Annotated in this window: 21 protein-coding genes; 5 read left to right on the plus strand and 16 right to left on the minus strand. The window is 68.8% G+C overall.

Annotated elements, in window-relative coordinates:
• Together ACR4XW_RS09705 and ACR4XW_RS09710 are read right to left on the minus strand one after the other, a co-directional pair.
• The gene (locus ACR4XW_RS09705) at positions 1-399 is read right to left on the minus strand and encodes a DMT family transporter (protein WP_434760350.1); all 399 of its coding nucleotides are present in this window, start codon (positions 397-399) and stop codon (positions 1-3) included.
• A 1-nt stretch (position 400) separates the two neighbouring features.
• Positions 401-715, minus strand: coding sequence for a DMT family transporter (locus ACR4XW_RS09710; protein ID WP_434760351.1), 315 nt, complete (start codon positions 713-715; stop codon positions 401-403).
• A 202-nt stretch (positions 716-917) separates the two neighbouring features.
• On the opposite strand from ACR4XW_RS09710, the gene ACR4XW_RS09715 reads away from it, so the two are divergent.
• Both ACR4XW_RS09715 and deoC read left to right on the plus strand, forming a co-directional pair.
• Positions 918-1,385 (plus strand): DoxX family protein, encoded by a 468-nt coding sequence (locus ACR4XW_RS09715; protein ID WP_434760352.1) that lies wholly within the window; start codon positions 918-920, stop codon positions 1,383-1,385.
• A gap of 34 nt (positions 1,386-1,419) precedes the next feature.
• A complete protein-coding gene (deoC, locus tag ACR4XW_RS09720; protein ID WP_434760353.1) occupies positions 1,420-2,079 on the plus strand; it encodes a deoxyribose-phosphate aldolase in 660 nt (219 codons plus the stop codon).
• A gap of 23 nt (positions 2,080-2,102) precedes the next feature.
• Here the strand turns inward: deoC and ACR4XW_RS09725 are convergent, their stop codons facing one another.
• From ACR4XW_RS09725 to ACR4XW_RS09740, 4 genes are read right to left on the minus strand one after another with little or no spacing between them, the layout of a single operon-like run.
• Positions 2,103-3,011, minus strand: a complete 909-nt coding sequence (locus ACR4XW_RS09725; protein WP_434760354.1) for a glycine betaine ABC transporter substrate-binding protein — start codon at positions 3,009-3,011, stop codon at positions 2,103-2,105.
• Positions 2,995-3,735 carry a hypothetical protein gene (locus ACR4XW_RS09730; RefSeq protein ID WP_434760355.1) on the minus strand — a complete coding sequence of 247 codons (741 nt, stop codon included), beginning with the start codon at positions 3,733-3,735 and terminating at the stop codon, positions 2,995-2,997. Before ACR4XW_RS09730 ends, ACR4XW_RS09725 begins: the two co-directional genes overlap by 17 nt.
• The gene (locus ACR4XW_RS09735) at positions 3,735-4,349 is read right to left on the minus strand and encodes a hypothetical protein (RefSeq protein WP_434760356.1); all 615 of its coding nucleotides are present in this window, start codon (positions 4,347-4,349) and stop codon (positions 3,735-3,737) included. The genes ACR4XW_RS09730 and ACR4XW_RS09735 overlap by 1 nt, the downstream gene beginning before the upstream one ends.
• A complete protein-coding gene (locus ACR4XW_RS09740; protein ID WP_434760357.1) occupies positions 4,339-5,691 on the minus strand; it encodes an ATP-binding cassette domain-containing protein in 1,353 nt (450 codons plus the stop codon). The genes ACR4XW_RS09735 and ACR4XW_RS09740 overlap by 11 nt, the downstream gene beginning before the upstream one ends.
• Positions 5,692-5,830: 139 nt before the next feature.
• Between ACR4XW_RS09740 and ACR4XW_RS09745 the strand changes: the two genes are divergently transcribed.
• Positions 5,831-6,589, plus strand: a complete 759-nt coding sequence (locus ACR4XW_RS09745) for an SCO2322 family protein (RefSeq protein ID WP_434760358.1) — start codon at positions 5,831-5,833, stop codon at positions 6,587-6,589.
• Between the two features lie 136 nt (positions 6,590-6,725).
• Positions 6,726-8,939 (plus strand): (Fe-S)-binding protein, encoded by a 2,214-nt coding sequence (locus tag ACR4XW_RS09750; RefSeq protein ID WP_434760359.1) that lies wholly within the window; start codon positions 6,726-6,728, stop codon positions 8,937-8,939.
• A 73-nt stretch (positions 8,940-9,012) separates the two neighbouring features.
• Here ACR4XW_RS09750 and ACR4XW_RS09755 read toward each other — a convergent pair whose 3' ends face one another.
• The 5 genes from ACR4XW_RS09755 to ACR4XW_RS09775 are packed head-to-tail and all read right to left on the minus strand — an operon-like array spanning position 9,013 to position 13,884.
• On the minus strand, positions 9,013-9,627 hold the full coding sequence (locus ACR4XW_RS09755; protein WP_434760360.1) for an alpha-ketoglutarate-dependent dioxygenase AlkB: 615 nt from the start codon (positions 9,625-9,627) through the stop codon (positions 9,013-9,015).
• A gap of 59 nt (positions 9,628-9,686) precedes the next feature.
• Positions 9,687-10,703, minus strand: a complete 1,017-nt coding sequence (locus tag ACR4XW_RS09760; RefSeq protein WP_434760361.1) for a DUF6585 family protein — start codon at positions 10,701-10,703, stop codon at positions 9,687-9,689.
• Positions 10,700-11,482 carry a DUF6585 family protein gene (locus ACR4XW_RS09765; RefSeq protein ID WP_434760362.1) on the minus strand — a complete coding sequence of 261 codons (783 nt, stop codon included), beginning with the start codon at positions 11,480-11,482 and terminating at the stop codon, positions 10,700-10,702. The genes ACR4XW_RS09760 and ACR4XW_RS09765 overlap by 4 nt, the downstream gene beginning before the upstream one ends.
• Before the next feature lie 51 nt (positions 11,483-11,533).
• Complete coding sequence (locus tag ACR4XW_RS09770; RefSeq protein WP_434760363.1) at positions 11,534-13,147, minus strand: hypothetical protein; 1,614 nt, start codon at positions 13,145-13,147, stop codon at positions 11,534-11,536.
• The gene (locus ACR4XW_RS09775) at positions 13,132-13,884 is read right to left on the minus strand and encodes an ABC transporter ATP-binding protein (protein ID WP_434760427.1); all 753 of its coding nucleotides are present in this window, start codon (positions 13,882-13,884) and stop codon (positions 13,132-13,134) included. Before ACR4XW_RS09775 ends, ACR4XW_RS09770 begins: the two co-directional genes overlap by 16 nt.
• Positions 13,885-14,115: 231 nt before the next feature.
• Between ACR4XW_RS09775 and ACR4XW_RS09780 the strand changes: the two genes are divergently transcribed.
• A complete protein-coding gene (locus tag ACR4XW_RS09780; protein ID WP_434760364.1) occupies positions 14,116-15,276 on the plus strand; it encodes a trans-sulfuration enzyme family protein in 1,161 nt (386 codons plus the stop codon).
• A gap of 318 nt (positions 15,277-15,594) precedes the next feature.
• On the opposite strand, the gene dcd is transcribed toward ACR4XW_RS09780, so the two are convergent.
• From dcd to ACR4XW_RS09805, 5 genes are read right to left on the minus strand one after another with little or no spacing between them, the layout of a single operon-like run.
• Positions 15,595-16,182 (minus strand): dCTP deaminase, encoded by a 588-nt coding sequence (gene dcd, locus ACR4XW_RS09785; protein WP_434760365.1) that lies wholly within the window; start codon positions 16,180-16,182, stop codon positions 15,595-15,597.
• Between the two features lie 59 nt (positions 16,183-16,241).
• The gene (locus ACR4XW_RS09790; RefSeq protein WP_434760366.1) at positions 16,242-17,921 is read right to left on the minus strand and encodes an RDD family protein; all 1,680 of its coding nucleotides are present in this window, start codon (positions 17,919-17,921) and stop codon (positions 16,242-16,244) included.
• Between the two features lie 43 nt (positions 17,922-17,964).
• On the minus strand, positions 17,965-20,385 hold the full coding sequence (locus ACR4XW_RS09795) for a transglutaminase TgpA family protein (protein ID WP_434760367.1): 2,421 nt from the start codon (positions 20,383-20,385) through the stop codon (positions 17,965-17,967).
• Positions 20,385-21,716: a DUF58 domain-containing protein gene (locus tag ACR4XW_RS09800; protein WP_434760368.1), complete on the minus strand. Its 1,332-nt coding sequence runs from the start codon at positions 21,714-21,716 to the stop codon at positions 20,385-20,387. Before ACR4XW_RS09800 ends, ACR4XW_RS09795 begins: the two co-directional genes overlap by 1 nt.
• Positions 21,713-22,678 carry an AAA family ATPase gene (locus ACR4XW_RS09805; RefSeq protein WP_434760369.1) on the minus strand — a complete coding sequence of 322 codons (966 nt, stop codon included), beginning with the start codon at positions 22,676-22,678 and terminating at the stop codon, positions 21,713-21,715. The genes ACR4XW_RS09800 and ACR4XW_RS09805 overlap by 4 nt, the downstream gene beginning before the upstream one ends.
• Positions 22,679-22,691 lie beyond the last annotated feature (13 nt).

The following is a 22,691-nucleotide window of genomic DNA, read 5'->3' on the forward strand; positions in this document are numbered from 1 at the left end:
TTACTCAGCGGCGGCCGCTGCGTCCTGCTGTGACCGTTCAGCCGACTCGTGACGATTGACGATCTGCAGGCCGACCACGCAGCCGATCACCCCGAGCAGGAACAGCACCTTGAGCACACTGAAGGCCTCGGTACCGGTGGCCAGCGCCCAGGTCACGGTCAAGACCGCCCCGATGCCGGTCCACACCGCATAGGCGGTGCCGGTGGGGATGCTCTTCATCGCCAGCCCCAGCCCGACGGTGCTGATCACCACGGTGACGGTGAACACCAGCGAGGGCACCAGCCGGGTGAAACCGTCCGAGGCGCCCAGCGCGGTGGCCCAGACCGCTTCGAGCAGTCCGCTGCCGATCAGGATCGGCCAGCCGTGCCGTTCCAGGAAGGTGCGGTTCGTCTTCGGCATCTCAGGCCACCACCTTCAGGCCGATGACGCAGCCGACGATGCCGGTCAGCAACAGGATCTTCGCCAACGAGATCTTCTCGACACCGCGCCACATCGCCCAGGCAACGGTCAGGCTCGCACCGATGCCGACCCACACCGCGTAGGCGGTACCGGTCGGCAGGGAACGCATCGCGATGCCGAGCCCGACCAGGCTCGCGACGCCGGCGACCAGGAAGATCACCGTCGGCACCGGCCGGCGCAGACCTTGGGACGCGGCCAGGGCACTGGCCCAGACCGCTTCCAGGGCCCCCGAGGCGATCAGGATCAACCAGGCCATCACATCCTCCGTTCGCATCGGGTCGGGTTCGACCGGGACGTGCCCGGCATGGGCTGTCTAGCACATTGCATCCCCCCGATGAGCATCGGCGATGTGCCATCCGAAGACTCACCCCGGTTCGGACTCACCCCAGGATGGTTACCGCCACTACAGGTGGGTCTGACCTAATCTGGCGGAAACTCGACCGAAGGGAGCTCCCGCGATGAAGGCTTTCCTGCAGGTGTTGCGTGACATCGCCCTGCTCCTGGCCCGCTGTCTGCTGGGCGGGGTGCTCGTGATGAACGGGTGGCGGTCGTGGATCCGCGAGGGGATGCAGGCCAAGGTGAACGACTTCACCGATCTGGGCGTGCCCGAGCCGCAACTGTTCGCCTGGTCACTGGTGATCGTCCAGTTCGTCTGCGGGGTGCTGCTGATCGTCGGCCTGTTGACCCCGATCGCGGGCGCCCTGGTGGTGATCATGTCGGGGCTGGTGATCTTCTTCGCCCAGTTCGGTCAGGGTCTGTGGGTCGATCAGGGCGGTTACGAATACTCCTTGGTGACCATCGGTCTGGCCCTGCTGCTGACCGCTTTCGGCGGTGGCCGAGCCGCACTCGACATGCTGTTCAAACGCGACGTTCCGGCCGACGCCCGCGACGACGTCTTCGAGGTGGACGACACCACCCCGGCCTGATTGATTCGGGCGGCACGGTCGTAGGCTGATCGGCATGGAGCTTTCTGCCGCTGAACTGGCCACCATGGTCGACCACACCCTGCTCAAGCCCGACGCCACCGCCACCGATGTGGCCGGTTTGCTGGTCGAGGCCGCCAACCTGGGCGCCTATTCGGTCTGTGTCTCGCCGTCGATGCTGCCGCTGCCGGGGGCCGAGGTGAAGGTTGCCACGGTGTGCGGTTTCCCGTCGGGCAAACACACCTCGGCGATGAAGGCGGCCGAGGCGGCCGAATCTGTGCGGTTGGGTGCCGACGAGGTCGACATGGTGATCGACATCGGACGGCTGATGGGCGGCGATGTGGCGCACACCGAACGGGAGATCCGGGCGGTGCGGGAGGCCACCGAGGGTGCGGTGTTGAAGGTGATCATCGAGTCGGCGGCACTGACCGATGAGCAGATCGTGTCGGCCTGTGAGGCGGCCGAGGCCGCGGGTGCCGACTTCGTGAAAACCTCGACCGGTTTCCATCCCGCCGGTGGGGCGAGCGTGGACGCGGTGGCCCTGATGGCCCGCACGGTCGGCGGACGGCTGGGGGTCAAGGCCTCCGGCGGGATCCGCACCTGGGACCAGGCCGTCGCCATGGTCGAGGCCGGGGCCACCCGGTTGGGCCTGTCCGGCACCCGCGCGGTGCTCGAGGGTGCTCCCTCCGCCGGCTGAGTCGACAACCGCAGGACGGCGGGTCAGTTCAGGTCGCGGTCCTTCAGCCAGGCTGCGGCGGCTTCCTCGGCCTCGGTCTCGGGATCGGCGGTGAGTTCGAGCAGGCCCTTCTCGTCCAGGGCGGCCTGAACCTTGTCGATGGTGGTCGCCACCGGGCCCTCGGTCAGCTCGGCGCGGATCAGCGGCACGATGGCGTTGTTCGGCGTCATCTGCTGCGGGTCGTCCAGAATCACCAGCACCTCGACGCGCGGGTCGGTGGAGCGCAGCGCGACCACGGTGAACGTGCCGGCTTCGAGCCCCTTGACCGCCGCATCGGCATCGGGGACAGCCCGGAACTTCAGGTCCAACCCGTACAGCCCCTTCAGCCCCGGCGGGCCGTAAGGGGCCTCGGCCAGGTCGGCGGGCCCGCCCAAGGTCTTGCCCTTGAGGTAGGTGCCGGCATCGGCCAGGGAACTCAAGTCGTACTGCTCGGTGACGGCCGGCGGAATCGCGAAGATCAGCCTGCTGCCCGACTCGGCGGCGGTACCGACCGCGACCTCCTTGCCCGCTGCGTCGTCCAGGGCGGCCAGTTCTTCGTCACGGTTACCCACTGCCGGGTTGCCCTGATCGAAGAACAGCAGGGCTTCGGCGGAGTACTCCGGCACCACGTCGACCTCGCCCTTGGCCAGGGCCTCCATCGATTCGGCCCGGGTCTCGAACTTCTCGGTGCTGGCCTCGGCACCGTCGGCGCGCAGGGCGCCGGCATAGGCCTCGGCGATCAGTTCCTGCTCCCCACCGACCCAACCGATGCGCACCGGTTGGTCGGGCACCTGCCCCTTTTCGGGGGACGGGGGCGGGTCTTCGAGCGGGTCACCGCCCAGTCCGCAGCCGGTGAGCACCACCAGCGCGGCCACCGCCGCCAGCCACCGTTTCGGGCTACGTGGTCGTCGCATCGATTCGTCCTTCGACTCGAGATGGTTCCGCTTCGTCGGCCTGGGTATCCCGGGGGCGCAGCAGCCACAGCGCCAGTTCCACCGCCAGGGCCAGCAGGATCAATCCCACCGCTCCGGCCAGGGCGGGTGGGTACTGTCCGGCGCGAAGTGCGGTGGCGATCAACCCGCCCAGCCCGTATGACGCTTCGGGGGACACCGGCTCGTCAGAAGACACAGTCCCGTTAGAAGACACAGTCTCGTCGGAAACAGCAGTTCCCTCAGAAACAACAGTGGCGAGCAGTCCGGCGATCGTGGTGACCGCCAGGCTGCGCCGCCACAGTGCGGGCGTGATCCGGTGGATGCCGTGCCGCACCCGTCCGCGGCCGAGCCGGATCACGTCGGCGCGGGGCAGGTCGAGGGCCCGGGCGGCGCGCAGTCTTTCCCCGCGCAGTTCCCCGGCTTCCAGGGCGGCGACCCATACTGCGGCGAAAACGGCCAAGGCGACCAGCCCGATGCTGAGCCAGGGCCAGCCGCGTCCCACCAACATCGCGGTCAGCAGCACCAGGGCGAGGGCGGGCAGGTAGCCGATCACGGTGCGGACCACCCGTCCGATCGTCACCACCGGCACGATCAGCGACAACAGCAGCCCCGCTGCCACGCCGAGACCGAGGCCGGCCAGGGTCAGGCCGGCCTGCCACAGCAAGGGCAAGCCCCACGTCGCCGGGTCGGCCAGGGCATCGAACATCAGCGCACCTCCACCGGGGTGACGCCGGCGGCGCGGCCGAGCAGCCGGAAACCGAAGTCCCCGGCGGCGGCCAACACCATCACCAGCAGCGTGGCCGCAATCACCGAGAGTTGGTCATCGGCCCGCCATCCTTCGAGCAGCATCCGGCCCAGACCGTTCGAGGCGTTCTTGTGCAGTAGAGCGGCCAGGGTCACCCCGAGCACGGTGGCCACCCAGGCCGGCGCCAATCCCCGGCTCAGTGCGGGCAGCCAACGGCGCAGGCTCCACCAGGCCCGCAGCCACAGCGGCATCCCCAGGGCACGCACCGTGCGCTCCGCGGCGAGATTGCGGCTGACCCCGGCCAGCGCGGGATAGACCAGGCCGAGCACGAGCAGGCTCAGCGCGATTTCGAGGTGGACGGTGCGCATCAGCGGCTGTCCGGTGACGATCGGCAGCAGCACCCAGACCGCCACCACCGGCAGGGCCCCGGCGAACCCGATCAGCGTGTCCAGGACGCGGCCGGCCGAACCCGGGACGTCGCGACGGAGCAGGCGCAACAACACCGCCACGCCGGTTCCGGCCACGATCGGCAGAACTGCGAGCACGAAGTGCCGGGCCACCAACTCAGCGACCATCGCGTCCGCTCACCGGTTCACGGACGGAGTCGGTCTCCGCCTCATCCTCGGGGGTCTCGAGGTCGGCCGGTTTCGGCGTTTCGTCCTCCCCCGGTCTCTCGTCCAGGCTCGGCTTCTCGTCCTCGCTCTCGGCGCCGTCGAGCTGCGCGTCCACCTCGGGCTTCTCGTCCGTGCTCTCGGCGTCGTCGACTTCGGCGGCCTCGGCCTCGGCAGCCGCAGGCGCCTTCCGGGCGGCCTCGCGTTCGGCATAGGCCTGTTCCGCACGGGCCTCGGCCACCTCGGCACGCCGCCGGGTGACCAGCTTCCAGATCGCATCGGCATCAACCACGCCCAGGTAGCGGCCGTGTTCCCCGACCGCGACCCCGAGCCCGGTGGGTGAGGTCAGCACCGCCTCCAGGGCATCACGCAGGGTGTCGGTGGTCGGGGTGAAGGACGCACCCAGCCCGGCGGTCAACACCTCACCATCGGGGGCCGGGTTGCCCTGGGTCCAGGCCAGCGGTTGGGCCTGCCGGTCGACCACCAGGGTCGGCGTGCCCGGCCGGGCCGATTTCGGATCGCGCACCGTCGCCACCCGCACCGGGACGAGTTCGGCGGCCGGCATCAGCGCCAGGGACCGCACTCCGCGGTCGGGGCCGATCAGTTCGGCCACCCGCTCGTTGGCGGGCAGATCCACCACTTCGGCCACCGGCCCGTCCTGCAGAATCCGGCCGTCGTCGAGCACCACCAGCCGGTCGGCCAGGGCGATCGCCTGATCCAGATCCCGGGTCGCGACCAGCCATCGGTCGCCCCAGTCGGGTTGGACGCGGCGGGCCGCCGACGCCACCGTCCCGGCCGCCTCCGGGCTCAGATCGCGCAGCGGGTCATCACCGAGCACCACCTCGGGGGCTGCGGCCAGGGCCCGAGCCAGCGCCACCAGCGCCTGCTGGTCGACGGGCAACTCGTCGGGCCCGCGCACCGCCACAGCCCGGGGCAGGCCGAGTTGTTCCAGCAACTCGAAGGCCCGCTGCCGTTGCAGATGTTCCTCCCAGCCGAGCCGCTCCAGCACCACCACGATGTTGTCCAGCACCGAGCGCTCGACGAACAACCCCTCGGGTCGGCTCCACCAGCCGACGGCGGTGCGCAGATCCGAACGGCGATGGTTGCGCAACGGCTTGTCGTCCCAGGTGATCGTCCCCGACCGGGGTTCGACCATCCGGTTCATCAACCCCAGGAGCGTGGATTTGCCGGCTCCGGCCGGCCCGAACAGGGCCACCCGGGCACCGGCCGGCAGGGTCAGTGAGATCTCGTCCAGCGCCCGCTGCCCACGTCGCGCCCTGGTGCCGACCGCCTCGAACCGAATCATCACCCCTCCTTCGCCCAGCGACGATAACCCGCTGACCGGCGCCGACCGCTGAGCCCGCGCGGCGCGGTCGGTACTCGCAGGTGCAATCGCAACGGTGGGCGCTAAAGTCACCCACGTTCCTCCGTATCGAAAGGTCACCATGACCCATCTGCGACGCACTCTGCTGGCGGCCCTGGCCGCCATCGCGGTTCTGCTCGGTGCCGCCGGCACCGCTCAGGCCGAGGACGGTTACCGGTTCTGGGGCTACTACACCTGGACGGGTCAGGAATGGACCTTCGCGACCGTCGGTGCCCACGAGAACATCCCCGAGGACGGGTCGGTGGAGGGCTGGCGGTACGCGGTCTCGGGCAACACCCCGCGCCTGCCGCGGGCCAAACCCGACTTCGACACGATCTGTGCCGGGGTGCCGGGTGAGGACGGCAAGAAGCGGATCGCGGTGGTGATCGATTACGGCACCGACTCCGACGCCCCGGACGGGTCGGCCCCCGAGGCCACCGGCACCTGCGTGGTGGCCGACGACAATGCCCACGGCCTCGATCTGTTGCGGGCGGCCGGTGAGGTGCGCGACGAGGCGAACATGGTGTGCGGGGTGAACAGCCACCCCGAGACCGGCTGTGGCGACCCGGTGCCGAATATCGACGTCCCCACCGATGAGGAACCGGTGGAACTGAAGATCACCGACCCGGTCGGCTCCTCGCAGTGGGATCCGTCCACCACCCCGACCGCCAAGGCCGACGGTGACGACGATGCCGAACCGGTCGATGACAGCGACAGTGCTTGGCCGACCGTGTTGCTGGGCGGCGGAATTCTGCTGGTGATCGTGGCAACCGGTTTCATTCTGACCCGCCGCCGACAGCGTCACCACGAACACCCCGGTTCCGACCCCGACGAGACATAGTTCACAGGGCTGTCAGCGAGACTGGCCGCCGACCGTGAGTGATCCACGACATACTGGTGAGTTGACGGGCGCGGTCGGGCCGTGATCGCTGCACCGTAGGCTGACCGCACGCCCGCCTAGTGAGAGGCAGAGATCAGTGAAGATTGTGGCCATAGTTCTGGCGCTGGCTGTAACCGTCGTCGGGCTTGCCCTGTTCATCCGGATGATCGCCAAGATCGTCTCGGTGGTGAAGATCGGGCAACCGACGCTGGGACGCACCGACAACGCCGGCAGCCGCTGGAAGAACGTCGTGGTGGAGACGCTGGGTCATACCCGGATGCTCCAGCTCAAACCGATCGGCGTCCTGCACTGGCTCGTGATGATCGGCTTCTTGGGCTTGGTGCTGACCCTGGCCAACGCCTTCGGGCAGTTGTTCAACCCCTACTTCGCGCTGCCGCTGATCGGTCACTTCCCGCCGTATGAGTGGTTCACCGAGATTCTCGGCTGGCTCACCGTGATCGCGATCGTGGCCCTGATGGCGGTGCGGTTCATCGGGGTCGGCGCGCAGAAGGGCCGCTTCTTCGGCTCGCGCACCTGGCAGGCGGTCTTCGTCGAACTGGTCATTCTGACCGTCGGCATCTGCATCCTCACCCTGCGCGGCCTGGAATACCGACTGTTCGACTCGGCCGGGATGGAATCGGCCAGCGCCCTGCACTTTCCGCTGACCTTCTTCCTGTTCCCCGCCGGTATCTCCACCCAGGCCCTGGAAACCGCGATCGTCCTGATCGCGGCGCTGAAGATCATCATCTCCTTCACCTGGATGATCGTGCTGGGTCTGAACTCCACCATGGGTGTGGCCTGGCACCGGTTCACCGCTTGGCCGAATATCTGGTTCAAGCGCAATGCCTCCGGACGCACCGCGCTGGGTGAATTGCAGCCGGTCAACGTCGGCGGCAAGCCGCTGGACTTCGAGGACATCGAAGAACTCGACGAGGACGCCCCGCTCGGCGTGGGCAAGGTCGAGGACTTCACCTGGAAGGGCCTGCTGGACTTCACCTCCTGCACCGAGTGCGGACGCTGCCAGTCCCAGTGCCCGGCCTGGGCCACCGACAAGCCGCTGTCACCCAAGCTGTTGATCATGGGGCTGCGCGAGCACACCTACGCCAAGGCCCCCTACCTGCAGGCCGCCGAGGCGGCCCGGGACAACCTGCCCGAGGCGGTGCGCAACGAGGCCGCCCGTCCGCTGGTCGGCCCCAACCCCAACGCGGTCGCCCAGGCCCACGGCAACCCGATCGCCGCCGACGAGAACGGTCTGCTCGGTGTGATCGACCCCGACGTGCTGTGGTCGTGCACCTCCTGTGGTGCCTGCGTGCAGCAGTGCCCGGTCGACATCGAGCACGTCGACCACATCATGGATATGCGCCGCTACCAGGTGATGCTGGAATCGGAGTTCCCCTCCGAGTTGAACCAGCTCTTCAAGGGCCTGGAGAGCAAGGGCAACCCGTGGAACATGAACCCGCGCAAGCGGATGGAATGGGCCAAGGATCTGCCCTTCGAGGTACCGGTCGTCGGCGAGGACGTCGAGGATCTGACCGAGGTCGAGTACCTGTTCTGGGTCGGCTGTGCCGGTGCCTTCGAAGACCGCGCGGTGAAGACCACCAAGGCGATCGCCGAACTGCTGAACACCGCCGGGGTGAAGTTCGCCGTGCTCGGCAACGGTGAGACCTGCACCGGTGACCCGGCCCGCCGGGCCGGTAACGAGTTCGTCTTCCAGCAGCTCGCGATGGAGAACGCCGAGATGCTCAAGGAGGCCAAGGCCCACAAGGTGGTCACCGCCTGTGCGCACTGCCTGAACACCCTCAAGAACGAGTACCCGCAGGTCGGGGTCGAACTCGAGGTCGTGCACCACACCCAGTTGCTGAACCGTCTGGTGCGCGACGGCCGGCTCACCCCGGTCGCCCCGCCCTCGGGTTCGGTGGCCGGACGGTCGATCACCTACCACGACCCCTGCTACATCGGTCGGCACAACGGCATCTACGACCCGCCGCGGGAACTGCTCGGCGGCCTGCCGCAGGCCACCTACACCGAGATGCCGCGCCACGGTTCGACCTCCTTCTGCTGTGGCGCCGGCGGTGCCCGGATGTGGATGGAGGAGACCATCGGTGAGCGGATCAACATGAACCGCACCGAGGAGGCCTTGGCCACCGGCGCGGACACCATCGCCACCGGCTGTCCCTTCTGCCGGGTGATGCTGTCCGACGGACTCACCGCCAAGCAGTCGGACGGCGCGCACGAGAACGTCGAGGTGATCGACGTATCGCAGTTGCTGCTCGAAGCGGTCAAGCGGGGCCAGGAACCGGCCAACGCCTGAGCCGGCACAAGCCTGGCAACCGAGCCAATCGAAGGGCTCCACTCACCGCGAGTGGGGCCCTTCGCTCATTGGCTCACCAGACGCCGATCGGGCGGTACTGGATCGAGATTCGGGGTCCGACCGGGGTGCGTTGTTTCGGGACGCAGTGATCGAAGGTGCGCTGACAGGAGCCACCCATCACCAGCAGGTCGCCGTGGGCCAGTTCCAGCCGGATCGCCTCCCCACCACCGCGGGGTCGCAGGGCCAGTACCCGGGAGGCGCCGAGCGAGACGATCGCGACCAGGGTGTCGGCATTGCGGGCACGACCGATTCGGTCACCGTGCCAGGCCACCGAATCCTGCTGATGGCGGTACAGGCACAGCCCGGCGGTGGCGAAGCCCTCGGGCAGTTCGGGACGGTAGGCCCGGGACAGTTCCGCGCAGGCTTCCCGCAGCACCGGATGAGGCCACCGATCCTGCGGCCCGTAGGTGCGGGTCAGTCGGGGCACGGTGACGACCGAGTCGTACATCTGCCGCTCCCCGCTCTGCCAATCCACCTCGGTCATCAGGTGGTCGAAGACGCCATCGGCCCCGGTGAGCCAATTCGGCCGCCAGTCGATCCAGGCTCCGCGGCCCAGGTCGGTGCGCACAGCATCGGCCGCGTCCCCGAAGGTCGGTTCGGCGGCGACGTCGAACAGCGTGCTCTGCATACCACCGAGACTAACAGATTAGCTCACGTGTTTGAATAATCCGAACGGGGTTTCGTGTCTCAGGCTTGTTCCCGCAGGCCCCGGACGATGATCTCGGCGAGTTGTTCCAGCACCCACCGGTTCGGGACGCTCTTCACCGGCACCTCGATCTTGGTGCCGTCGGTCGCGGTGATGGTGAAGTCGGTGGCGTCGGCGTTCAGGGTGCTCAGGTTGTCCCAGGTGATGGTTTGTTCGTTCGCGGTGATGCCCGCGGCCGAGGCCTGCAGCGTCCCGAAATCGAGGGTCTGCCCCGCACTCAGGTGCTGCATCGCCGGAGCCAGATGAGCCTCCAGCACCCGTTCCCGCATCCGGGGTCGGAGCAACTCGGAGTCGGTGAAACTGGCTTCGGCCTTCAACGTGGTGTCGGGGCCGAGCACCCGGATCGAGCTGTCGGGCCGGTCCACCACGCGGGCGTCGGCCCACGGCAGGCTGCGCACCTTGGCGCCGTTGGCGACCAGGATCTCGTCGGGGGTGATCCGCAGGAAGTGTCGCGGGTGAATGCTCATCGTCAGCAGGGTCAGCACCGCCAGCACCCAGGGAATCGCGGCCGGCCACAGTCGTCCGCCTTCGTGCAGGCCCTGCAACAGCCAGTGGTAACCGAGCAGGAACAGCAGGATGGAAACCGCCACCCCGATCGGCCGCATCAGGCCGGTGTGCGCGTGGCCGGCGACCTCATCGGTTGTCGGCGGCGGGATCTTGGCCAGCCGTGGTTCGATCGTCCCCCGGTAGACCATGAACACCAGCAGCACCGCCAACGCGGCGGCCAGGAACGGCCAGACCTGACTGTTCACCCCGTCCCGGAAGGCATTCTCGGCCATCTGCTCTTCGTAGGTGTACGACTTACCGCCGAAAACGATGCACGCATCGCCGGGGCCCATCGTTTCGCCGTCGCACGAGGGAGGGCCGTCGTTGGGCCGCCACAACTGCCAGGTGACGAAGCCACCGACGACGATCAGCACCAGCGGGGTGATCCAGTCGAGCCGACGAAACTTGTCCAGGGCCTGCTGGTGGGTGAGCGGCTCGGTCTTGTTGCTCATGCCCACACCTTTCCGGAGAGGGCCTGCAGCAACGAGCTGAGGACGACGAAGTCGGGGGTCTTGGCGACCTGCTGGGAGTGGGTGCGTTGGTTCACCGTGCCGTAAGCGACCTCCAAGGTGCCGTCGCGGACGGTCATGGAGGTGACCTCGGGGTAGCCGATCAGTTCACCGCCGGGCACCCGGAAGCCGGCGCCGGTCAGCGTCAACTTGCCGAAAGGTACTTCCTCACCGCGCTGCAGGGCCGCTTGCACCATGGGCAGCTTGGCCTCGGCCGCGGTCAGTTTGATCCGGGGAAGGGCGTTGTCCTCGAACAGTGCGTCGCCCTTGAGCTTGGTCGACCCGTGTGGTCCCTCGATCACGAAGGTGTGGATCGGACGACCGTACGGCCGACCGTTGCGGACGCGCTGGACGACCTCCTCGTTCACCACCGACCGGGTCAGGTCGATGGCGTCGGTGACCTGCTCTCCCGCCACGCGCACCAAACCGGTGCGATACAGAAAGACACCTGTACGCTCGGCGCGGCCCAGCCCGATCAGGCCGCGCACACCGGCGGCCATGGCGACCAGGGCGACGGGGATCATGGCGATGGTCGGCCAGGATCTGAATCCGGTGACCCAGATCGCGATCCCGAGCAGGATCAGGAAGACCACCGCCAGGATGCCGGCTACCCGGAATTCCTTGAAAGCGGTCTCTTTGCTGTGCGCATACCAACTGGCGACCTGTTCGCCGAAGCCCTGCTGCTGAGCGGCCGCCTCGGCAATGGCGTGCATTCCGGACATGGCAGCAGTGAAGCAGCGGCCGGGGTCACCGGCGGCCGCCGGATTGGTGGCTCATTTCGCCCAGGAACGCACCTTGGCGAAGACCTCCGGTTCCCGCTTGGCCAGGATCTTGGCTCCGAAATGCCAGCCCACGCGCAACATCACGAAACCGGTGGCCAGCGCCACCAGCGGCGCCAGTTGCAGCATCCACGGCCACACGACGATGCCCAGCACATAGGCCGTGGCCGCCGGAATCAGCGGGATGTACAGTCCGAGCATCGCTGCGAAGGCACTCAGGAAGGCGTTCACGCCGGCGCCGGATCCACTGGAGAAGGAACTGGCACCCGGGGCCTTGATCGGATAGGGCAGGGCTGCGGACAGCATCGCCGAGATCCCGAGTTGAGTCCCCAGGATTCCGAGGGCTCCGCCGACCACCGGCCAGATCAGATCCGGGCGGCCCGCCACGAGCGAGGCGGCGACACCGAAAACCACCGCCACGGGGCCGAACAGCGTCAACGCGGCGATCCCTCGTCCGGCCAGGTTTGCCCGGGCATCGAGCCCGGCGGTGATGTTCACCCAACCGGCCGGGCCGTCATAGCCGAAGTCGTCGGACAGCGCCATTGCTCCCCAGGCGGCCAGCACGGGGGCCAGGAAAGCGGTGAACGGCTGGTTCTGGATGATGCTCAGCGCGATCATCACCACGCCGACGATCGGCGTGATCACCGCGCCGGTCAGGTAGCGCTTGTCGCGGAACCAGTACCGCAATGACCGGGCGGCCACTGCCCCGACGGTGGTGGTCGGGTAGATCCGCGGGATGAACGAACCGGTGAGTCGCTGTGCCGTGCCGCCACCCTGGTCGACCACACCGGTGACCAGGGTGCGTTCGAGGCTGTGCCGCCACCACAACCACACGGCCACCAGGGTCGCGACGGTGAGCACCACCGCCCCCAGCGCGCCGAGATAGTTGCCGGTGGCGAGCCGGAAGGGGATGGCGAAGGGTGCGCCCAGCGGCGTCCACCCGGCGATCAGGCCGACCCGTTCGGCCGCCTCACCGAAGTTCATTCGGCTGATCCGTTCGGACTCGGCGCTGATGAAGATCTGCGTGCCGTAGATGACCAGCAACATCAGCACCACGAAGACCACCCCACCGACTTCGCGGCGGCGGCGGGACACCCCACCTACCGAGGTGGCGGTGACCAGAGCCCGCGGAAGCAGCACGCACAGCGCCAGGCCGGCCAGGAAGGCCAACGGGGTGATCACCATGGCGAGCACCCCTCCCCCGCTGCGGTGGATCGCCACGATGCCCGCCACGATCATGATCAGCACCCCGATCACGGTGCACAGCACCGGCACCGAGACGAAGGCGGCCGCGAACAGGCCCGGCTGCAGCTTCTTGGCCCGCACCGGGAATTGGGCGAACTTGTTGGCGGCCAGCGTGTCGTCCAGCCCGAAGGAAGCGATCGGAATGACCATCCACAGCAACAGGGCGACAGCCCCCAGGACGACCAGTGCCGACATCGCCACCTGCGGCTCGATCCAACTCAGCACGGGCAGCCCGATGGCCAACCCTCCCAGCGCCGACAGGGCGCCCAGCAGCCCGAACACCAAGCCGATGATGCGCACCCGGTCCTGCTGGTAGCCGCCCTTCCACAGCCGCCACTTCAGTTTGGTCAGGAGCGCAACCACCCGAGACTCCCCTCGTCCAAGTGGGCTCCACCGACCAGTTCGATGAACCGGTCGGTCAACGAGGCGCCGGCGCGCACCTGCTCGACTGTGCCGGCGGCGCGCACCTGCCCTTCGTGGATGATCGCGACGTGATCGCACAGGCCCTCGACCAGTTCCATCACATGGCTGGACAGCACCACCGTGCCACCACCGGCCACATAGGAACGCAGGATCTGCCGGATCACCTGACCCGAAACCGGGTCGACCGCCTCCAGCGGTTCGTCCAGCACGAGCAGCCGAGGTGCGTGGATCAGCGCCGAGGCGAGCAGCACCTTCTTGGTCATGCCGGCGGAGTAGTCGGCCACGAGCTTGTTCGCATCATCGGCCAGGTCGAGGGCGGTCAGCAGGTCGGAGGTGCGGGTCGCGAGTTGGTCGGGGGCGACCCCGCGGATCAACCCGACATAGTGCAGGAGTTCCTCGCCCGACAGCCGATCGAAGGTGCCCAGCCCGTCGGCGAGCACACCCATCTTGGCCTTCGCCGCCGGCGGATCGGCCCACACATCGTGGCCCATCACCACCGCCTTGCCCGCGGTCGGGCGCAGCAGCCCGGTGGCCATCGACAGGCTGGTGGTCTTGCCCGCCCCGTTGGGGCCGACGATGCCGTACAACGAACCCATCGGGATGTCGAGGCTGAGGTCGCGCACCACCGGGACGCCGTCGAATTCCTTGGTCAAGCGGCTCAGCGACAGGGCGGGCATCTGCCCGGCGACCTCACGCTGCGGGGCCTGTTCCTCGCCCAGCCCCGGGACGGTCGTGGGCGGGCCGGCGGCCAGGTCGTGGGCATCACCCACCCCCGGGTCGAGCCCGCCGGATCCGGGTTCGGGCTGGGGTGGGGTGGGGTGTGTCGGGGTGTGGTCGTGCTGATCCATAACCGCCAGCGTAATCACACCCCTAGGTCATCGAGAAAAAGCCGCGTTACGCTGCCGGACATGACTTCTGCCGACACCTCCGCCGTCCATGCCGGACGCGACGACCTGGCCGCCCAGGGCCTGGTGATTCCGCCGATCGATCTGAGTTCGACCTACCCCTTGCACGACATCGACCGGGGTGGGGATTCCTACGAGAATCTCACCGGCGGCGGCGATCTGGTGGTCGGCGAATCACCGGTCTACCAGCGGCTGTGGAGTCCGACGGTGTCCCGTTTCGAGGACGCGATGGCCACCCTGGAACATGCCGACGGAGCGGTCGCCTTCGCCTCCGGGATGGCGGCGATCGCCGCTGTTTTGCAGGCTGCGGTCGCGGCCGGCACCCCGCACATCGTGGCGGTGCGTCCGCTCTACGGCGGCACCGATGCGCTGCTGTCGGCAGGCATCCTCGGCACCCGAGTGACCTGGGCCGAGGCCGACCGGGTCGCCGAGGCACTACAACCCGACACCGGTCTGGTGCATGTCGAAACCCCGGCGAATCCGACCCTGGAGTTGGTGGACATCGCTGCGGTGGTGAAGCAGTCCGGCGCGGTGCCGGTGTCGGTCGATTCGACCTTCGCGACCCCGGTGCTGCAGAACCCGCTCGACCTGGGCGCGAGTCTGTCGATCCATTCGGCCACCAAGTACATCGGCGGGCATTCCGATGTGGTGGCCGGGGTGGTCGCGGCCAAGGGTGACTGGCTCGCCCGGTTGCGTTCGATCCGCGCCCTGACCGGGGCGATCCTGCACCCCGAGGCCGGGTACCTGGTGCACCGTGGCCTGCAGACCCTGCCGGTGCGGATCCGGGCCGCTCAGGAGGGGGCTCGGAAGCTGGCCGCCTGGTTGGCCGAACAGCCCGAGGTCGCCGAGGTGTACCACCCCGAGGCACCCGGACGCGATCCACTCGGGTTGATCGGTACCCAGATGCGTGGCCCCGGGGCGATGGTGTCCTTCGCGCTGGCCGGCGGCTATGACCAGGCCGCGCAGGTGGCCTCGGGAGTGCGGCTGATCAAACATGCGGTGTCCCTGGGTGGGATCGAGTCGCTGATTCAGCACCCGGCCGCGCTGACGCACCGGCCGGTACCGCCGGAGGCCCGTCCGGCCGCCTCGGTGCTGCGCCTGTCGGTCGGCCTCGAGGACCCCGACGACCTGATCGCCGATCTGACCCGCGCCCTGCGCCCTTGACCGCACATGCAACCCGCGGGCCGGGGATGCGGCGTCGGTTATCCGCACGGGCTCGTCGGGGTGACCGTGAGGCCAGAAGTGTCCGTATGCCCGGGTTGTACGGGGTGCCGGTCCGAAAACGCACCCGAAACGGCCCTATCCGGTGCTTTCGTGCCTCATCGGGGCCTGAGGGGTGCGTTTTCATCCACATGGGGATCGGAAGAAGGAAGCTGGGCCATACCCCGACCGGACCCCCGACATCGCAAATGCAACCCGGACTGATTCCTGCGTGGCCTAGTACGTGCCGCAGGAGTCAGTCCGGGTTGCGTTGGTGAGGAGCTACTCGGTGATCTGGGTGCGGTGGAAGTTCTGGTACGACTTGGACGGCGTCGGGCCGCGCTGTCCTTGGTAGCGGTTGGCGGTGCGCTCATCGCTGCCGTAGGGGTACTGGGCCGGTGAGCTGAGCCGGAAGAAGCAGAGCTGGCCGATCTTCATGCCGGGCCACAGCTTGATCGGCAGGGTGGCCACATTCGACAGCTCCAGGGTCACGTGACCCGAGAAGCCGGGGTCGATGAAGCCGGCGGTTGAATGCGTCAACAGGCCCAGCCGACCGAGTGAGGATTTGCCCTCCAGTCGGGCGGCCACGTCGTCGGGCAGGGTCACCACCTCGTAGGTCGAGGCCAGTACGAACTCCCCCGGGTGCAGGATGAACGGCCCGCCCTCGGTGAGCGGCTCGACCAGGGCGGTCAGCTCGGGCTGTTCCTCGGCCGGGTCGATGTGCGGGTAGCGATGGTTCTCGAAGACCCGGAAGTACCGGTCGATGCGCACGTCGACGCTGGCCGGCTGCACCATCTCGGGCTCATAGGGTTCGAGGCCGATCCGGCCGGCGTCGATTTCGGCGGTGATGTCACGGTCCGACAGCAGCATGGGGGCAGCCTAGCGCCCGCCGGGCACGGGCCACGCAGCCGAATCCGATCCGGACGAGGTCAGGAGAAGGCGCGCTGAATCTCCAGGCGGTGCTCACCGAAGCTGACGATCTGGCCCTCCCGAACCCGGACGACTTCACCCGGGGCACACGGTTCGTAGTCACCGCCGGCATTGGCGATCGCCGAGCCGTTGGTGGAACCGCGGTCGGTGACGTAGATGCCGCGATTGTCGACACCAACAGCCAGGTGCGTCTTCGACACCGTACGGGCGGCCTCGCCGACCCGGACGAGTTCGGCATGCTCCTCCCCGGCCCGGGGCTGGGGGTTGCGGCCGATCAGCACCAGCGATTCGACCTTGATGTAGCGGCCGTCGTCGAGGGCGATCGTCCAGCCCTGGTCGGGGGCGCGACCGCCGGCGCGGGAGATCATCCGGGTGCCGTCGTCGGGTTCGGAGGTCGGTTCCTCCATGCCGGGCGGGCGTCCGTAAAGCTCCCGATCCTCGGGGCGACCGGGTGATCCGAAGGCCGGGGCCGGTCCCCCGGCGAGGTCGATCGGCACCGTCGGCTCGGGGCCGGCCGGCTGCCCGGGCTGACCCGGCATCGGCTGACCCGGCACCTGCCCGGGCCCGAACTGATCGGGTGCTCCGGCAGGTCGTGGAGCCGACTGCGCCGAAGCGGGCTCCCCGGTCTGGAAGGGGACGCTGGTGATCGGCCCACCCTGTCCGGACGGAGCCTGCGGGGCGCCACCCCACGGCTGGGGCTGCCCACCCGGTGCACCGGGCGCACCGGGTGCCTGCCCGGGCTGACCGGATCCCCACGGCTGAGCCGACTGATTCCACGGTTGGGCACCGGGAGCCGAGGGCTGCGATTGCGGGTACGCACCGGGCGCGGACGGCTGGGACTGGGCTGATTGCGGCACACCTTGGGGTGCCGACTGTGCCGATTGCGGCATGCCCTGCGGCGCCGACTGAGCCGATTGCGGCATGCCCTGCGGCGCCGACTGCGCCGACTGCGGTGCCGCCTGCTGGGGCGGGAAGTGCCCACCCGGGGCGGACGACTGGGATTGCGGGAACCCACCCCCGGACGGGGCGAAACCACCGCCGAACTCCGGCGCCGACGAGGACGACTGCGGCGGGGCGAAGCCGGAATCGTCCCAGTTCTGACCGGGCGCGAAACCGGCATTGGCTTGTAGATGCGCGGGCAGACCGACCGGCGCCGCACCACTGGGCGCCTGGGAAACCGGGGCCTCGACGGCCACCGAGGAACTACCGACGCGCGCACCGCGGGCCCGTTCCTTGATCACGACGCCCTTGCCGGCCTTGTCGTGCAGGCCCTGGTTGCGCACATCGGTGAGGATCGTGATCAGCACGACCACCGCCCCCACACCCGACCCGGACAGCACGCCGAGCACGATCTGGCGCAGGATCGCCGGACCCCAGCCGACCGGTTTGCCGTTGCGCAGACTGACGAACTGCAGCTTCATCAGCTTCATGCCGGGGGTCGCGCCCTTGGTCGCGAGCATCCACCAGCACAGTACCAACCAGCCGAGCCCGACCACGCCGACCGCGATCGACAGCACCAGCAGCACCGTGGTGTCGGTGACCACCCGGGCGGCCACCAGGCCACCCACCAGGCCGCCGAGCACTCCCGGTACCAGGTTGTCGATCAGATAGGCGACGAATCGTTTGCCCAGGCTGCCTGCCGCTACTCCCGGCGGCAGCACCCCTGCTTGGCTGCTCATTGGTCCACCTTCCCACCCGGTCGGCTCGTGCCGATGCCGGGGCCTACTTCCATTTCCGCAGCGAGCGCAACGAGAATGTGCCGCGCAAGCGCCTGAAGAATCCCACTGATTCACCCATCCCGGCCCGCACCGCGTCAACCCCACGCCAGTAGTGGTCGATCTGTTCCCCGGACGGGTGGCCCGGCCCGAAGACCGAGGCATCGGCCCGGTGGGCCAGCCATTGCGGGCTGGTGCCCCGGTCGCCGGCGTTGACGAACTCGCTGACGATCACCTGCGCCTGTTCGGCCCGGGTGGCGTTGACCTTCGGGTCCACCCCGAGGTCGCGGGCCTTGTCCATCACTTCCGACCAGCCACCGGCCACCCGGTCGGCGGGTTCGGTGGCGAGCAGCCGGCTCTTGCGGCGACGTTGCTTCAACCCGAGGATGATCGCGAACGGCGCGGCGAGCACCACCAGCGGGATGCCGATGCCGAGCACCCACGGCACGGCCTTGCGCCAGACCGGTTCGTCCTCCTCCTCGTCGTCGACCTTGGAGTCCTCCGGCGGAGTGTTGTCCGGCGGCGGGTTCTCGGGCCGCTCCGGCGGCGGGGGCGGGTTCTCGACCTGGGGGCGAGGCTGGGAGGGTTCGGGCACCTCCTGCTGTTCCGGGGAGCGGTCCCGATCCGGGGTCGGGCTGAACTCCACCCAGCCGAGCCCGTCCAGGTTCACCTCGACCCAGGCGTTCACGTCCTCGCCGGTGATCTCGACGAGGTCCTCACCGGTCGAGGTGCTCGTGTAGCCGTAGACGACCCGGGCGGGCACCCCGGCGTGGCGCAGCATCAGCGCCATCGCGACCGCGTACTGCTCCTCGTCGCCGATCATCTGCTTGCCGGTGACCAGCAGCTCGTCGACCCGTCCCACCGAGTGTCCCGACAGGGACGGGTGGCTGCCCTCCAGCCCGTTGGAGTAGTAACCCTTGCGCAGGTTCTCCTCCAGGGTGCGGGCCAGGTCACCGGCGGTGGTGGCGTCCTTGCCCCAGGTGTCGGCACACTCCTTGACGGTGTCGGGCAGCGGGTCGGCATCGGGCAGCGACAGGGACGCCGCCCCGGCGGCCTTGATCCGTTCCGGGGCCGGCGGGTTGGCCACGATCGCTTCCAGCCGGTAGGTGTCGCCGCGGCGCAGGGCGCTGGTGTCCAGGCCGGTGCCGGTGGCCCGGTTGTAGAAGAAGTTGTTGGTGAGTTCGCGGCTGCGGGCGCCGTCGAACTCGATCTTGGTGGTCTTGCCGATCGTCGGCACCCACACCCCGCTGTAGTCCTCGATGGTGACCTCGACGTTCGCCGGCTCACCTACGAGTTCTTCGGGCACCCTGGCCCCGATCCGGGTGAAGGCGCCGCCGTCGGGGGCCCCGTCGGCCGCGTCGGTGACGTTGTAGGAGACCCCGTCGTAGGCGTCCAGGGTCGCGATTCGCAGTTTCGCCCCCTCGGGCAGCCCCCGCACGGTCAGCAGGACGTCTTCCTTGTGGTCCTTCATGTTCTTGCGGAAGCTCTGCAGCGGGCTGGGGTACTGATGGACGTCCAGGGGCGGTTCGACCACATCGCGCAGCACATGGCGGTAGGTGGTCGGCTCGGCGATCGGGGTGGCCGCGGCCGCGACCCCACCGGCCAGGGCGAGCACCACCAGGCCCAGGACGGCCGACTGCCAGCGCACCTGCGGACGATGCCCGAGCACCGCCTCGCGCTGATAACCACGGCGATACCCCGTCCAGGCCAGCACGATCGCCAGGAAGCCGATCGCCACCAACAACGGCAGGAAGGATTCCTGCACCCCGAAACTGATCGCCACCACCAGGGCCAGGGTCGGTGCCAGCCAGGCCAGCGCCGGAAACCGGGATCGCAGGGCCAGCGAGGCGCCGATCACCCCGGCGAGCAGGTTGGTCAGCAGCGGCACCACCAGCAGCGAACCGGTTTCGCCGACCGGGGCGTCGATGGTCAGCAGCCCCTTCCAGGCGTCCACCACCCCGAACAGCAGCCCGGCCAGGGTGCTCGGAGTGGGTATGAACCCGGCGATCACGGTGGACGGCATCGCCAGCGCACCACCGAACAGCAGGTAGACCGCAACCACCGCCACCGCGGTCAGCCACACCGGCCAGCGGCGCAGCGCGGCCAGGGTGCCGACCCCGAGCCCGAGCACGGCGCCACCGAGCGCGGCCACCCAGCCCCAGCCCGATCCGTAGGTGAGGTGGAAGGCCACCGAGGCCAGGGCCAGCAGGGCGAAGAGGGCCCCGACGTCGACCAGGATCCAGACCAGCCTGGCCCGTCCGGTGACGTCGAAGATGGACGCCACCGCGAACCGGGCCCGGTCGGCCATCGTGGTGCCGCCGGTGAACCCACTCATCGAGCCGCGCGAGCCACGGGTGTGCGGCCCACCGGTGTGGGTATTGCCGGTGTTGTCGGACGGCCCGCCGCGGCCGAGGAAGGGGAAGCTCATCAGGTGGCCCGCCGCATCGCCTGGGGAAGCTGGTCGAGCTTGCCGATGGTCAGCATCGTGTTGTTGTTGATCGTGCGCACCGACAGTTCGGCCGAGGTTTCCACCCGGATGGTCAGGATCCGCACGTCGACATCGAAGATCGTGCAGGCCCGGCGCAGGTCCATCGCGCTGGTGTGCGAGCCGGAGACCACCACCAGCACGCTGGCGCCGGGAACGTGGCGGGCCAGGGCGCGGGTGGTGTCGATCAGCGACCCGGAGTTCTGCATTTCGACCCGGCACAGTTCGTCCAGGGTGCTGCGCGGGGTCACCGCCCGCAGTCGTCCGGCGGTGGTCAGCAGGTCGAGACCGTTCTCGTCGCGCAGGGTCTGTACCGCGATCGATCCGGCGACGCTGACCGCGAGTTCGAACTCCTCGTCCGAGTCGTAGGCATTGCCGGCCAGGTGCAGGCCGATGCCGACATGGCTGCGGCGGGTTTCCTCGAACTGCTTCACCATCAGCGTTCCGGTGCGCGCCGAGGACCGCCAGTGCACGTAGCGGCGATCGTCGCCGGCCACGTAATCGCGCAGCGCGTGGAAGGAGACGTCGGAGTTGGAGATCTCGGGGGTGACGTGACCCTCGAGGTCACGGATGAAGCCGGCCCGGCGGCCGGGCAGGGCAACCGTGCGCGGGTGGACGAAGAGGTCGATCGCCGAGGTCCACAGGATCTCGCGGCCCATCAGCCGAAAGGGGTCACCGCGCACGGTGCGGGCCGGGCCCACGGTGATCACCGACCGTCGCGAGGTGGGCACGGCGAAGATCTCGTCGAAGGACGCCTTGCCACCCAGGGACGGAAGCCAGAAGCTCGCGGTCCGTCGTCCGACGGGCAGTTCGATCCGGGCCGGTAGCAGCCGACGGCTGGACGTATTGACCACTTTCAGCTCACCCAGGGCCCGCTCCCCGACCACGACCTGGCGGTTCTCCAGCCGCAGGTCGACCGCGTAGGTCTGCCGGCCGATGGTGAACGCGATCGCGGCCAGCCACACCACCGCGCCGGCGATCGCCAGGAAGCGCAGCTCCACCCAGCCGAGCCTGGTTCCGATCACCCAACTAATGATCACCAGTACCAGCAGCAGCCAACCGGCGGGCAGCACCCCGCTGCGTCGGTTCAGCTCGGCGAGCCGGTCGATGCCTCGCCGCGGCAGGCGTTGCCACCACGCCAGGTCGACCACCTTGACGGTGTGTGTGCCGGTGTGGGAGATCGGCCCGGTGCCGGTCGGCGAGGTCGTGGTGACCGGTTCGCCGCCGTACTGCCCCGTGGTGAAGGACGGGCCGGGATGGACGGGAGCGGTCATGCCGTGGCGCGCTCCGTCGGCGGGTTGACCGCGCCCAGTACTCGGGCCATGACTTCTTCGTTGGTGATGCCGTTGAACTCCGACTCGGGGTCGAGAATGAGTCGGTGGGCCAGGCAGGGCTGGGCCAGCATCTTGATGTCGTCGGGCACCACGAAGTGGCGTCCGTGCGAGGCCGCCCACACCCGGGAGGCCCGCACCAGGGCCAGGCCGCCGCGGATCGAGGCGCCGAGCCGCACGTCGGCGGTGCTGCGGGTCTCCTCCAGCAGGCGGGCGATGTAGTCCATCACCGAGTTGTCGATGTGCACCCCGGCGGCGAGCTTGGACATCTCGCCGACCACCTGGGTGGTGATCACCGGGGCGAGCGCGGCCGAGGTGGGCCGCGATCCGCCGGAGACCAGGATTCGCATCGAGTTCTCGCGGTCGGGGTAGCCCAGCGAGGTCTTCATCAGGAAGCGGTCGAGCTGGGCTTCGGGCAGCCGGTAGGTGCCGGCCTGTTCGACGGGGTTCTGGGTGGCGATCACCATGAACGGGTTGCCGACCGCGTAGGGCTTGCCGTCGACGGTGACCCGGGCTTCTTCCATCACCTCGAGCAGCGCCGACTGGGTCTTCGGTGAGGCCCGGTTGATCTCGTCGGCCAGCACGATCGAGGCGAAGATCGGGCCCTTGTGGAACTCGAACTCCTCGGTCTTCTGGTCGTAGATCGTCACACCGGTGACGTCGGAGGGCAGCAGGTCGGGGGTGAACTGGATGCGCGAATGGGTGCCCTGGACGGTTTGGGCGATCGAGCGGGCCAGGGAGGTCTTACCGGTGCCCGGGTAGTCCTCGAGCAGCAGGTGGCCCTCGGCCAGCATGCAGGTCACCGTGAGCCGGATCGCCTGGGTCTTACCCAGGATCGCGCGCTCGACATTGGACACGATCGACCCGAAGGTCTCGGCGAACCAGCGGGCCTGGTCTGGGGTCATCGGCATGAGGCTA

Source organism: Pseudenemella bisphenolivorans (assembly GCF_051133435.1).
Taxonomy (GTDB): domain Bacteria; phylum Actinomycetota; class Actinomycetes; order Propionibacteriales; family Propionibacteriaceae; genus JAAYAO01.